This window comes from Oribacterium sp. HCP28S3_H8, from assembly GCF_052064775.1.
Taxonomy (GTDB): domain Bacteria; phylum Bacillota; class Clostridia; order Lachnospirales; family Lachnospiraceae; genus Oribacterium.
Window position 1 is genome coordinate 94,670 of record NZ_JBQHUZ010000004.1, and the last position, 12,625, is coordinate 107,294.

Consider the following 12,625-nt stretch of genomic DNA (forward strand, 5'->3'; position numbering starts at 1 on the left):
ATGACTCCAATTGAATAATGATTATATGATGTCACCAGCTATACCATTAAATTTTTGCAGGAGGAAATAAAAATGTATCAGTCACCCAAGGTTAAACCATTATGTCCGCCGGAAAAGAAGCCTCGGTTTGAGGATATTCCTTATACAGATGTGACGCTCAAGGACGGTACGCCGTACACCTTAAAGCTTGATATCTATCAGGATCCACAGCAGACTGAGCCCGGTCCTTGCATTGTCTATATCTTCGGAGGTGGATGGAGCTGGGGAGAGTATAAGCAGGTAACACAGAAAGCAGTGTACTGCCGGGATCTCGTAAGACTGACAAACCAGGGATATACCATTGTCTGCCCGGATTACCGCCTGATTTCACAAAGCCTGTTTCCGGCATGCGTGCATGATGTGAAAGGATGTATCCGCTTTCTTAAGGCGAATGCAGAAAGATTCCACATTGACCCAAATCGGATCGGAGCCCTTGGAAATTCTGCGGGCGGGCATCTTGCCGCAATGCTTGCGTTAAGTCAGGGACATCCGGAAATTGAGGGAGATGTTGGCGGAAATCCTGCGTATGATAGTTCCGTTAAGGCTGCCTGCCTTTTTTATGCACCGGCAGATCTTCCCCGGGAGGTACTGTTAAATGCGGCAAAGATGGATCAGGAACCGGTGGACCTTACAGGAACCGAGGTTGAAAATTTGTCCAATGATAATGCCAATTCGATTCTAGCGCTCGCCATCGGCTATACCGGTCCCGGACATAATATGAAAACGTTGAGCGAGTTAATCCAAAAGGGAGACACGACGGATCCTGACTGGAAATATGTGGAGCTGCTTAAGCTGATGAGTCCAATCCAATATGTTTCTAAAGAATGTCCTCCAGTCTGCCTGTTTCACGGTGGGAGTGACCCGCTGGTCGACCCGTCAGAAACCGAACATCTGTATCAGGCACTGACCAGAGCAGGCGCAGACGCCACGATGATCGAGTATTCCTGGGGCGGGCATGGACCATCACTGGGACCAGAAATTGACCAGTTTGCATATACGTTTTTGATGAATAGACTATGATAGTGTCAAGTAATCTATGACAACCAAGAGCCAAAGAAAAAGGCTCCGACGAACCTTGAAAATCTGTAGATATAGTCTGCTGAAAGCTCTCCGAGGGCTAGGGAGCTGCCATTTTCCCGGCATGTTTTCGCCGTTGGCAATGATGTCATTCCTGACTGGAGGCTGGAACTTATGCAGCTTGTGTGGCCGCAGGAAGTTGTAGTAAGCAACCCATATCGCGAGGTCATAGTTAGCACCATTGTAGTTGTCAAAGCCGTTTGTGGGGGCGGTAAGAAGCCTTATAAGTGCGGTTGAGACGTTTCAATCATCTGATGGGATATGGAGATGCCGTGGAAGTCCTTCATGGCCTGCGCGGTTTTACTAAGGATGATTGCCATTTTGCTAGACTAACCAACACATTGGATTTTTCGGACAGGGTCTAAGGGGAGAGTCATGAAAATGTGCAGCCAGCAATTTTTGAAATTTCTGTAGCGACCGCCTTTAAGTCGTTTGCCATTTGCTCTTCGTTATTATTTTCAATGGCAAGATCAGAGAGGGAAATGGCAGCAATCACATTTTTTTTGTAGTCAAAAATGGGAGCGCCACAACAAAAAGTGAGTCTTTCCAGCTCCTTTCTTTCAATGGAATAGCCTCTTTGCTTAGTCAGAGTCAGCTCATGAAGAAGCTCCTCTTTCGACCGTATAGTTTGGGTGGTCAGTTCATCAAATTGAATTTTTTCAGCAAGATGTAGCTGTTCCTGTTCGGGCAAAAAAGCCATGATCGCTTTTCCCAGTGCAGTGGCATATGCAGGCTTACTGGAGCCTATGGCACAAGTGGCAAGACGTGCGTTTTTTGCAACGTATTTATACAGATAAACAATATTACAATCATTGAGGATGCCCAGAAAAGCAGTTTTATTATACTTTTCAGCCAAAGCAGGTAAATAATTGCCACATTGTTGTACCAGGTCCAAATCATTGGTATACTTCATCCCAAGAGAAAAAGTTTCTACGCCAAGACAATATTTTTTATCGTTATTTTCTAGTGTCTTTACATAGTTTAGTTCCAGCAGGGAATGGACAATGACAAAAGCACTGCTTTTGGCAATCCCCAGTTCGTTTGAAATCTCCTGCAAGGTGATTCCGTGTTTGCTATTGGCAATGAGTTGTAAAATGGCAAAGGTACGTTCAACAGTCTTGTTCATTTCTCGTTCCTTACTTACTATGTGTTTTTTATTCACGGTTATCATAATATACTGGAATTGTCTAGAGGACAATTATGATCTTCAAAAAAGCTTGGTTCATCAAAATTGAGAAGTTCAATCTAAAGAAGAGATTTGTAATATATGTACACGTGTTTTAAAATATTTTAGGTGTTATGCTCAGATTTAAAAAATTTTTAAAATATTATTGACGATTAACAATAGGATGTCGTATAACTAACTTAGAAAACAGAACTGAGTTCATAATTATGAACTCAGTAAATGAGAGCGTGGAAATCCCTCATTTGCAAAGCAGGATGCAGGAGATTTTATGAGAATCATGGTAGAGGATAAGGACACAAAAAGACGCACATTTCTTTTGGAGGGCAATGTGCTGCAAGGTGTTTTGTCTGTTTGCATGCCGATGGCGCTTTTTCAGCTGATCAATGAATTTTGGTGAAACGATCTGTCAATACCACTTTCTTTTATGCACTTGTGATTTCGATTTTGCTCACCGCATTTTTCATTTTGTCAGGTAAGTGGATTTTGCGCTTGACCAATACCCCGCAGGAATTGCTGGATATCGGATGGACCTATTATCGAGTCATCATGTTGTCGTTGGTGTTTGTCTTTTTTAATAACGTGTATATCATGATAGAAAAAGCAAGAGGCAACGGGGTAAAGATTTTGACAGTCAATATCTTAATGGCGGTCAGCAAAGTGCTCTTATCTGGATTCTTTGTGCTGGTGTTGCATCAGGGCGTTGTGATGATTGCCGATCTTGCGGTTTCTTTTACATCATACCACATTGACAGGTGGTATTGCTATGGGGCTTGTGATGATGATCAGCAATGGACTGACAGGCATCTTTGCACTGCTTGTCGCATGGTATCTTTTAAAAAAAGAATATGGGAAGGACTGGTTTAGGTTGTTCATAAGCAAGGGCAGGAGATCTTTTTGCTCAAGACCAAGGATAATCCCGTCAATCAAACACGTCATACGGTGTTGATTAGACAAGCGGGTGAACATGCTAAATATCAGTTGAAGCTGATAGTATAAAATTTTATCAAACATAATGGAGGAAGAAAATGAGAGCAGTTATTACAGGTGCAACCGGTGGCATTGGAGCAAAGACCGCAGAAGTTTTAGGCCTGGCAGGTTATGAAGTGATCCTCACCGGGCTCAATGAGCAGGGCCGTGACGCCGTGATGGCAGATTTGGAAAGCAAGGGGATCAAGGCCCATTTTTATCTGTGTGATGCGACAGATGAACAGCAGGTGAATGAGACCTTCCAGAAGATTGCTGAAAAGTTTGATTCTCTGGATCTGTTGGTCAACAATGTTGGCGGCCTGGGCGGCAGACAGCGTGTTTCCGAGATGGAGACAGACTTTATGCGCAAGGTCATGGCGCTGAACTTTGACAGCGTATTTTTCAACACCCGTGCAGCATTGCCGCTGCTTAAAAAGGGCACCAACGCATCGGTGATCAATTTTAGCACCATCGCTGTGACCAATGGCGGCGGCATCGGCGCTTCCATTTACGCAGCAGCCAAGGGGGCCGTGCAGAGTTATTCCCGTGCGCTGGCAAAGGATCTGGCAGAATTCAACATCCGTGTCAATATGGTTTCTCCCGGCACCATCGATACACCGTTCCATGCAGCGACCGATCCGGCATTGGTGCAGAGCTGGAAGGATGGCATCCTGATGAAGCGCCTGGGCGATCCGCGTGAAGTGGCAGACGTCATCGAATTTCTGGCATCGGAAAAAGCATCTTTCCTGACAGGCGAAGTGATTCAGATCAATGGCGGCCAGGCATTTATCTGATTTACCGTTTTTACGGAACAAGGGGGGGAAAATAAAAATGGTTTTAAAGTATAAAGAAATCACACCCACCCATCCGGCGCCGGGAATCACCAGAAGAATTTAACACACGGTGGAAACATGATGGGAGTGGAAGTGACTTTTGAAAAGGGAGCCGTTGGTGAAGTGCATGTGCACCCGCACGAGCAGGTCAGCTATATTTTATCTGGCAGTTTTGAATATGAAGTGAACGGCCAAAAGTACATTCTCCACAAGGGCGACAACTATTATGTTGCACCCAACGAACCGCATGGCGCCATTGCGCTGGAAGATGTTGTGGTGGATAGTTGGCGCCACGGCATTTATGACCCAGTTTAGCGCATGGACCTTTACCGGTGCAGCAGGCAAGGCCACCGACTTTTTGCAGATGGTCGTGATTATGGCCGTATCTGTGGTGGCTGCCATTGTTGCCATGATCAGATCGGATGGCCTGGTGCCGATTTTCCAGAATGGTCTGCCGGACAGTGGTCCCTTCGGTTCTGGTTATAATTATGTGGGTCTGCTCATCGTGTGGGTGATCGCATCCTTCAGCAAGCAGTTCCTCAGCACCAATAACATGATCGATTCCTATCGCTATATGTGCGCAAAGGATACCAAGAATGCACGCAAGGCAGCACTGTTGGCATGTGGCCTGATGCTGATCGGCCCGTTTATCTGGTTTATTTCGGATTGGTTTGTCGCTGCAAATTATTCCAATACCGATTTATTGAACCTGGCAAATCTGGGTAAGAGCATCAAGGACGCCACTTATTACATCTTTGTGAAAAATGAACTTCCTGCCGGCATGGTTGGCCTGATGATATCAGCGATGTTCGCAGCAACCATGTCCTCCATGGACTCTGCACTAAACCGCAATGCAGGTATTTTTGTGCGCAACTTCTATAAGGTTGTAATCAATAAATCGGCTGATGAGAAAAAAATGCTGAAGGTAGGGCAAATTGCTACTTTTGCCTTTGGCGCAGTCATCATTGCAACCAGCGTCTTCCTCAACAGCCTGAAAAATACCAATCTGTTCAATATGACTATGATGGTTTCTTCTTTGCTGGCATTGCCCATCCTGATTCCGTCCCTGTTGGGATTCTTTGTGAAGAAGACTCCTGACTGGGCTGCCTGGGCGACTATTCTGGTCGGTGGTCTGGTTTCCGCATTTGTTGCCTTTGTGGTCACTCCAGAGATGATTCAGAATTTCCTGCATCTCCCCACCCCTCTTACCAGCAGAGAATTCTCTGATATGCAGTCTCTGACTTTGGGTGTAGTGTTGCATGCTTGCATTACTTTGCCCTTCTACTTCTTAACAAAACTGTTCTACAAAGGTCTGAAACCAGAACGACAGAAGGAAGTGGATCAGTTCTTTGAAAATATCTCCACAGAAGTTGTATCGGAAGGCAACGAAGAAGAGGATGCACTGGACAATCGTCAGCGTAACATGCTGGGCAAACTGATTCTGGTATTGGGTGTGTTTGTGCTGTTGCTGATCTTTATTCCCAATCCTCCGGTTCAAAGACTGGTATTTGTTGCAGTTGGCGGCATCATTATGCTGGTCGGCGGCGGTCTGTATGCGTCTTCTAAACCGAGAAAAAATTCTAAAATTTCTACAAAGTAAAATAATCGCCGATTGTAAAATGAAGTTGGACATCTGAATAAAATAAAGATCCATGGCAGGATCTTTGTTAGAATGTAAGTCACCACAACCAACTTTCTACAGGAGAATCGCCACCACGGACTGCTCCTATGCTACCATAACTTCCCATATAAAAGGCAAACATCTTTCGTATGAGGAACGAGTTCTTATTCAGATTCGTCTTAAAGACAACTACTCCATTCGGGCAGTTGCTCGTGAGATCGACTGCTCACCGAGCACTGTCTCGAATGAAATGGCACGTGGTTCAGTTACCTTGTATAACGGCCACGTGACCCGTTATAAGGCGTCTGCTGGTCAGAAAACTTATGATAACAACCGAAAGCAAAGTTGCAGGCATTATGACTTTTTGAGCAGATCAGCGTTTCTGGAGTATGTGCTGAAACACTTTACAGAAGATGGCTGATACGCTTGTCTACTATGCTCATCCCTACACGTCCTGCGATAAGGGAACCGTAGAGCGGCATAACGGCCTGATCAGAAGGTTCATACCAAAGGGTAAGCGGATTGATGACTTTACCGGTCAGCAGATCTCCGATGTGGAGACCTGGTGTAACTGCCTCCCAAGGAAGGTTCTGGGTTACAAGACCCCGGATGAAATCTTTGAGGAGGAAATCGACCGAATCTACCAGGCTACTGCCTAGCGGAGGGTGTCCAGTTGGTTTTCATTACCCGGAAGCAGTCTTCGATCCGATATCTTTGTTCATTAATTGATAAAATACTACGTACAAAGTCCTGCTCGGATTCATCCTTGTCTGGAACCAGGTTTGTAGCGATGGCATAATAGCCATCGTATTTTTCTTCTTCGGCAATCCGCTCTTTGTCCAAAATATAACCACTTTTGGTAGTGTTTTCTCTTTTAATAAAGCGGGTAACGTCATTCGGACCCTTCTTATATGACTCCGGGTCCAGGTTTAAAAGCAGTTTTTTTGCCCGGAGAATCTGAGCGTTCCGTATTTTTCTCTGATATTCCATCATCTTGCGGGAGAATGTAACAATAATAGTCTGCTGAAGAAGTGCTTTGGATCCAAATGAAAAGCATAAATAGATCCCAATTATGATTGAATATTGGGAGAAAAAAAATATAATTGGGAGTAGAGATTTTCTCCCAACGGCAGAGAATATCTCCCAAAATAACGGATAAAATGGGTGATGAATGATCGCTTTGGGAGAAAGGAGAACTTATCATTGCGAAAATTTGATTATTCTTATCTTGCAGATAGAACTTGGGATAACAAGATCATGTATTGCTCAAAGATATTTCCTTCAAAAGTGTATCTACAGCAGCAACATTTGTTACAGGAAATATCTCTAATGGAATGAGAGTATGGAAGGTGAGCTCTGGGGAGGATCTTGGAAGGTATAAGGTACATAATGGCTGACTTTAAGTATGAAATCACACAGGAACTTGGAGTTTTATCAGAAAGCAAGAGCGGCTGGACACGGGAACTGAATCTCGTGTCCTGGAATGGTGCTGCGCCGAAGTTTGATATTCGTGACTGGGCTCCCGGACACGAAAAAATGGGAAAAGGAATCTCTCTGAATGGCGAAGAACTCGCAAAATTAAAACAACTTCTGGATAAGGTCGAGGACTAAATATTATGGATGCACACAAAGCGTTGATCGCGGATATTTTCAATAGTTCCACTCAGCTTGAAATCCCGTTCTTCCAACGCGCCTATGTCTGGCAAGAGGATCTCTGGGAACGGTTCGAGAACGATATGGAGTTTGTCACAGAGACGGACAAACCACATTTCTTCGGCTCAATCATCCTGAAGGAAGGGGAACCACCGAAAAAGGGGGATAATTTTACGGCCAGGAAGACTGTCGTGGATGGACAGCAAAGACTGACGACATTTCTGATCTTTCTGAAAGTATTATGCCTGAAAACTGGTCAGAAGTTGTTTGACACGCAGTTCCGGGTATATGGAGAGCAGATTGCTCTTCGTGCCGGGAGAAACGATTCGCCGGCGTTTGAAAAAGCCATGGCTATGAAAAAGGCTGAAGAAATTGATAATCCTCAGCCTCAGTCCAGGGTGATTTCTGCGTTCAACTATTTTGTGAAGCATGCAGATCCAAATAAGCTGGATGTCCTTCGTATCATGAAGAATGTTCAGTTTGTAAAAATCGATCTTACTACAGACGAAGACGAGCAACAGATCTTCGATACGATCAATTCACTGGGCGTTAATCTGACGACGTCAGAACTGTTGAAGAATTATTTCTTCAGCAGAGAAACCGTTAATGAATATGTTGACAAATGGGAGCAGGTTTTCGAAAAAGATGATGAGACCAAGGCGTACTGGGATACCGAGATAGAAACTGGCCGTATGAAACGGGCTCTGATCGATATCTTCTTCGATGCCTTCTTCCAACAGTTTATTCAGGATAAGCAATACAATGTCTCTACAGAGGACAAGATTCTGTATGCTCGCGTGGATAAGATCGCGCAGTCATATCAGCAGTTTATTAAAATGTATTGTAAAGGCGACAAGACAGTTATCCTTGATAATCTGAAGGACTATGCTGATTGTTTCAGGAAGACATTCGATCCGAAATACTGCTATATGGCTATCCCGAAGGAGTTCGGAGTAGAGCGCATGAATGTGCTGATCTTCGGCTTAAAGAATACGACGATGATTCCATATGTGCTCTATGTTGTCAAGAATGTCTCTGATCCACAGGAACTGACGAAGATTTACCATGTCCTTGAGAGCTACGTGATGAGGAGAATGATCACACATGTTTCTACTAAGAACTACAACAATCTCTTTACACTTCTGATCAGGAATCAGGCTTTAGATGCAGATTCGCTTCTTAAGAGGCTTGAAGACAGCAAGGAGACAACAACGTATGTTCCAACAGACGCAGAGGTTGAGAATGGATTCCAGAATTCTCATCTTACAAATCTTCAGACGCGTGGCATCTTGTATTTGATTGAAAGTTATATCAGATCGGATAAATCCGCGACTGCTTTGCAGGGGTTCAATAATTACAGCCTTGAGCATATGATGCCAAAGAAGTGGAGAAATAACTGGCCGCCTTGCGCGACGGAAGAAGAGGCAAAGGAGCGTGACAGCAAACTTCTTACATTGGGAAACCTTGCGATTATCCCGCAGGCGTTGAACTCCTCAATTCGAGATGGAGACTGGCAAACGAAGAAGGCCGGAAAAGGAGAATCGAAGCCGGGACTCGATGCGTGTGCGGTTGGCCTTGCGACCATTCAGGATGCCTTAAAAGAAAACGAATGGACAGAAGAGTCAATAGAGAAGCGCGGTGAATGGCTGGCTTGTCAGGCGGAAAAAGCATGGAAGATTTGACAGCCGATACAACTTCGGGCAAAAAGCGGAGAACCAGGCGTACGATAACGACTATTCTGATTGTAGTGGTCTGCGTCATTGCTGCTGTGGCGTTTGCCGTTCTGTCATGTTATCAGCATACGTCCTCCAGGAGACCGGACAATCAATATAGCGGCACTATAGAGCAGGTCGATGTTCTGGAAGGCGCGCTTGCTTATGTCGGAACACATCCGAAGTATAAGAGCAGGTATTACAATATAGGCTATCCGGATGACGGATACGGTGTCTGCACGGATGTCGTCGCGAATGCTATGAAGGCAGCAGGCTATGATCTGATGGAACTTGTGTCAGAAGACATTGTTGCGCATCCTGATTATTATGACATTGTGGAGCCGGATAAGAATATCGACTTCCGGAGAGTGAAAAATCTGCAGGTCTGGTTCAGAAATAATGCAATCAGTCTGACAACAGACGTATCCGATACACAGGAATGGCAGGGCGGAGATATCGTGATCTTCGAGAATCACATTGGGGTGGTTTCCGACCGCCGGAATAAGGATGCTGTGCCATACGTGATTCATCACAATGATCCGTGGCAGAAAACTTATGAACAGGATATTGGGGGTGCGGACGAAATCCTGGACCAAATGAGGTCATTAACAGGAGGGTGTATTTTAGCAGGCAATGGGAGCCATATTCCCAATAAACAATTGACGGAATTGATGGAGTTTATCTCAGCACAATATTTTCTTTAATTGAGATTCAGCACATAATCAGTTCTATTAGAGATGGAGAGATAATGAACGAAAAATACATTAGCCCGGCACAGAGGATTGCAAGGCAGTCTGAGACATCTCAGACCGGGAAAAAAGAATTGTTGATAAAAAAAGGAATGGAGATTGCAATGAAAAAAGGAATTTCCAAGACCTCAATTAATGATATTACTACAGCATGCAATGTTGCCAAAGGAACGTTTTATTATTATTTTGAAAATAAAGAAGACTACATTAAAGCTGCTGTAATGGGCTTAAATATTCAGGACGTATACAATGAATTATCGTCAATGAATGATATGTCAATCATCGAAAAGATTCGATACTATAACTTTGCATATGCAAAAAAAATGTACGAAGAAATTGGATGGGATTTCTGTCATATATGGAGTCAGATTGTCATTGAATATCAGAGTACAGAACGTTTGGAGGAAGATTTAAGACAGATGCAGAGTATTCTTGAATCCGGTGTTGATTCTGGAGAGATACAGAAAGATGCTGATTGCAGGAAGATTGCCTGGATGATAGTCACATACATTTATGGAGCTGCATTTATCTGGCATATCTGTAATGAGGAGATGACGGTTGTAAAACTGATAGAAATGTTCAATGAACAGATTGAAGGTTTTCTGGCCCCTGTATTAATAAAGCGATAAACTGTATAATCGGCATTAATGAATACACAAAGGAACCATCAGTAAGAGATACTGAACGTTCCTTTGTTTTTTTGTACAAAAAAAGCGTTTGATTTTGGTTGATATGGCTGGTGACAAAAAACAGAAGGGAAAGTAAAATGACCGTAAGTCATCTGACTATTGGTCAGATGACTTACGGTCAATGAGTTTTATGGTTCATTATTACAACAAGGAGGGAGCCACTATGTTTAAAGCATTATTTCAGCCAATACAGATAGGAAGTATGACAGTAAAGAACCGTCTGGTCATGCCAGCTATGGGAACGAACCTTGGAGAGCCCGGAGGTTTAGCCAGCGATGCCCTGATTGAATACTATACTCAGAGAGCAAGAGGTGGAATGGGGCTCATCATCACTGAATGTACAGCCGTAACACCGGATGGCATGTCCTTAAAATATGAAGGCGGTATGTGGAATGATGAACAGGTTGAGAGTTTTAAGAGACTGACTTCAAGCATTCATGAAGCAGGCGGGAAAATCGTTATGCAGCTTGTTCATCATGGACGACAGGGAAGCCAGGCTTACAATGGCGGCAAGCAGATTTGCGGCCCGTCATCGGTTCCCTGTCCGCTTATGCAGGAGATTCCTCATGCATTTACAACGGAAGAAGTCTATGAACAGATTGATATTTATGTAAAGGCCTGCGTCAATGTGCAGAAGGCCGGATTTGACGGCGTGGAACTTCATGTTGCAAGTGGCTATTTGATCGAGCAGTTCCTTTCCCCACATTCTAATAAAAGAACGGATGAGTTTGGTGGAACCCTCCATAATCGTATGAGATTTCTTCTTTCCATTATCAAGGGAATACGCAGAAACTGTGGAAATGATTTCCCGATTATTATACGACTGGCTGTCGAAGAACTTATGACAGGTGGGCTTGGTCTTGCGGAAGCAAAAGCAATCGTTCGTGCATCAGTCGATGCAGGAATAGATGCAGTAGATGTTACCATTGGTACTTATGGAAGTATTCAGAATATCATTGCTTGTTCCCATTATCAGCCAGGTTACATGTGGGATTATCCGCGTGAAATCAAAAAAATGGCCGGTGTTCCGGTAATCGGAGTCGGACGTCTTCAAGATCCCTATGTAGCTAATGAAGCAGTCGTTTCCGGATATATGGACATGGTAGCCATTGGACGTCAGAGCATGGCAGACCCCCAGTATGCCAACAAGGTTCTTGCAGGAGATTTGGAAGATATCTGTCCATGTATCAGCTGTAATCAGGGATGTATCCATCAACTCTTTGCAGATACTCATGTAAGCTGTGTATCTAACCCATTTAATGGATTTGAAACAGAGAAAATTATTAAAGAAGCCGAAACAAAGAAAAATGTTGCTGTAATCGGTGGAGGACCGGGAGGACTGGAAGCAGCCTGGATTCTTGCAAAGAGGGGGCATAAAGTAAAATTATATGAGAAAGAAGATCATCTGGGCGGTGCATTTCTTGTTGCAGCATATCCCCCTGGGAAAACAGATATTACTAAAATGATTGCTTACTATGAGCACCAGTGCAAGAAGTACGGAGTGAAAGTATTCCTGAACACCGAAGTAAATGCCCGGTTATTAGAACAGGATAAACCGGATGCTATTGTTCTTGCTACCGGAAGCAGCCCCTTGAAGCCGCACATTGAAGGTATCGATAACGAGAACATTTTACTGGCAAATGATGTGCTGACCGGAAAAGCTGTTACAGGCCACAAAGTTCTGATTGCAGGAGGAGGTCTGATTGGATCCGAGACAGCGGAATTCCTGGAGGAACAGACCAGAGAGACAGCCATTATTGAAATGAAGCCTATGATTGCCGGTGATCTTCCTGTCCATAACCGTCCTGTGATGATGGAAGCCCTTCACAGATATGGTGTCGATATGTATACGGATGCAAAAATACTGAAGTTTACTAAGGATGGAGTAGTATATGAGAAGAATGGAGAGACATGTGAACTGACAGGATTTGACAGCATTGTTCTTGCCATGGGTACCGTTGCCTACAATCCTCTTAAAGAAGCTGCCAGCAAGGTGTGTAAGGAAGTTTATTCCATCGGAGATGCTTCAGAAGCAGGAAATGTATTTGCAGCAACTCATGATGCAATGAATGTAGCTCTTACTATCTAATCATCGAAAAG

General features: G+C 44.0%; 12 protein-coding genes and 3 pseudogenes. 12 read left to right on the top strand and 3 right to left on the bottom strand.

Translation table 11 applies throughout. The features are described from left to right. Nucleotides 1-72 precede the first annotated feature (72 nt). Nucleotides 73-1,059, top strand: coding sequence for an alpha/beta hydrolase fold domain-containing protein (locus tag ACTNEN_RS06130; protein WP_441205163.1), 987 nt, complete (start codon nt 73-75; stop codon nt 1,057-1,059). On the opposite strand, the pseudogene ACTNEN_RS06135 reads toward ACTNEN_RS06130, so the two are convergent. Continuing rightward, nucleotides 1,054-1,363 (bottom strand): annotated as a pseudogene (locus tag ACTNEN_RS06135) (hypothetical protein); the annotation flags it as partial. The gene ACTNEN_RS06130 and the pseudogene ACTNEN_RS06135 sit on opposite strands and share 6 nt — an antisense overlap. 126 nt (nt 1,364-1,489) lie before the next feature. Continuing rightward, complete coding sequence (locus ACTNEN_RS06140) at nt 1,490-2,242, bottom strand: IclR family transcriptional regulator (RefSeq protein WP_441205164.1); 753 nt, start codon at nt 2,240-2,242, stop codon at nt 1,490-1,492. Between the two features lie 453 nt (nt 2,243-2,695). On the opposite strand from ACTNEN_RS06140, the gene ACTNEN_RS06145 reads away from it, so the two are divergent. The 5 genes and pseudogenes from ACTNEN_RS06145 to ACTNEN_RS06165 all read left to right on the top strand — a co-directional run bounded on the left by ACTNEN_RS06145 (nt 2,696) and on the right by ACTNEN_RS06165 (nt 6,381). Continuing rightward, nucleotides 2,696-3,166 carry an MATE family efflux transporter gene (locus ACTNEN_RS06145; RefSeq protein ID WP_441205435.1) on the top strand — a complete coding sequence of 157 codons (471 nt, stop codon included), beginning with the start codon at nt 2,696-2,698 and terminating at the stop codon, nt 3,164-3,166. Between the two features lie 161 nt (nt 3,167-3,327). Continuing rightward, nucleotides 3,328-4,062, top strand: coding sequence for an SDR family NAD(P)-dependent oxidoreductase (locus tag ACTNEN_RS06150; protein WP_441205165.1), 735 nt, complete (start codon nt 3,328-3,330; stop codon nt 4,060-4,062). A gap of 117 nt (nt 4,063-4,179) precedes the next feature. Then, nucleotides 4,180-4,416 carry a cupin domain-containing protein gene (locus tag ACTNEN_RS06155; protein WP_441205166.1) on the top strand — a complete coding sequence of 79 codons (237 nt, stop codon included), beginning with the start codon at nt 4,180-4,182 and terminating at the stop codon, nt 4,414-4,416. Continuing rightward, the gene (locus tag ACTNEN_RS06160; protein WP_441205167.1) at nt 4,403-5,701 is read left to right on the top strand and encodes a sodium:solute symporter family transporter; all 1,299 of its coding nucleotides are present in this window, start codon (nt 4,403-4,405) and stop codon (nt 5,699-5,701) included. Before ACTNEN_RS06155 ends, ACTNEN_RS06160 begins: the two co-directional genes overlap by 14 nt. 106 nt (nt 5,702-5,807) lie before the next feature. Beyond that, nucleotides 5,808-6,381: pseudogene (locus ACTNEN_RS06165) on the top strand (transposase). Between the two features lie 10 nt (nt 6,382-6,391). Here ACTNEN_RS06165 and ACTNEN_RS06170 read toward each other — a convergent pair. After that, nucleotides 6,392-6,763, bottom strand: a pseudogene (locus ACTNEN_RS06170) (IS1634 family transposase); the annotation flags it as partial. Nucleotides 6,764-6,984: 221 nt separating this feature from the next. Between ACTNEN_RS06170 and ACTNEN_RS06175 the strand changes: the two are divergent. The 6 genes from ACTNEN_RS06175 (at nt 6,985) to ACTNEN_RS06200 (ending at nt 12,614) form a co-directional block, all read left to right on the top strand. Then, nucleotides 6,985-7,119 (top strand): DUF4357 domain-containing protein, encoded by a 135-nt coding sequence (locus ACTNEN_RS06175; protein WP_441205168.1) that lies wholly within the window; start codon nt 6,985-6,987, stop codon nt 7,117-7,119. Next, on the top strand, nt 7,112-7,333 hold the full coding sequence (locus ACTNEN_RS06180; protein WP_441205169.1) for a YdbC family protein: 222 nt from the start codon (nt 7,112-7,114) through the stop codon (nt 7,331-7,333). The genes ACTNEN_RS06175 and ACTNEN_RS06180 overlap by 8 nt, the downstream gene beginning before the upstream one ends. A 5-nt stretch (nt 7,334-7,338) precedes the next feature. After that, nucleotides 7,339-9,057: a DUF262 domain-containing protein gene (locus ACTNEN_RS06185; protein WP_441205170.1), complete on the top strand. Its 1,719-nt coding sequence runs from the start codon at nt 7,339-7,341 to the stop codon at nt 9,055-9,057. After that, on the top strand, nt 9,045-9,791 hold the full coding sequence (locus ACTNEN_RS06190) for a DUF1287 domain-containing protein (protein ID WP_441205171.1): 747 nt from the start codon (nt 9,045-9,047) through the stop codon (nt 9,789-9,791). The genes ACTNEN_RS06185 and ACTNEN_RS06190 overlap by 13 nt, the downstream gene beginning before the upstream one ends. A gap of 44 nt (nt 9,792-9,835) precedes the next feature. Beyond that, nucleotides 9,836-10,465 carry a TetR/AcrR family transcriptional regulator gene (locus ACTNEN_RS06195; protein WP_441205172.1) on the top strand — a complete coding sequence of 210 codons (630 nt, stop codon included), beginning with the start codon at nt 9,836-9,838 and terminating at the stop codon, nt 10,463-10,465. A gap of 223 nt (nt 10,466-10,688) precedes the next feature. Further along, complete coding sequence (locus tag ACTNEN_RS06200; RefSeq protein WP_441205173.1) at nt 10,689-12,614, top strand: oxidoreductase; 1,926 nt, start codon at nt 10,689-10,691, stop codon at nt 12,612-12,614. Nucleotides 12,615-12,625: the final 11 nt, after the last annotated feature.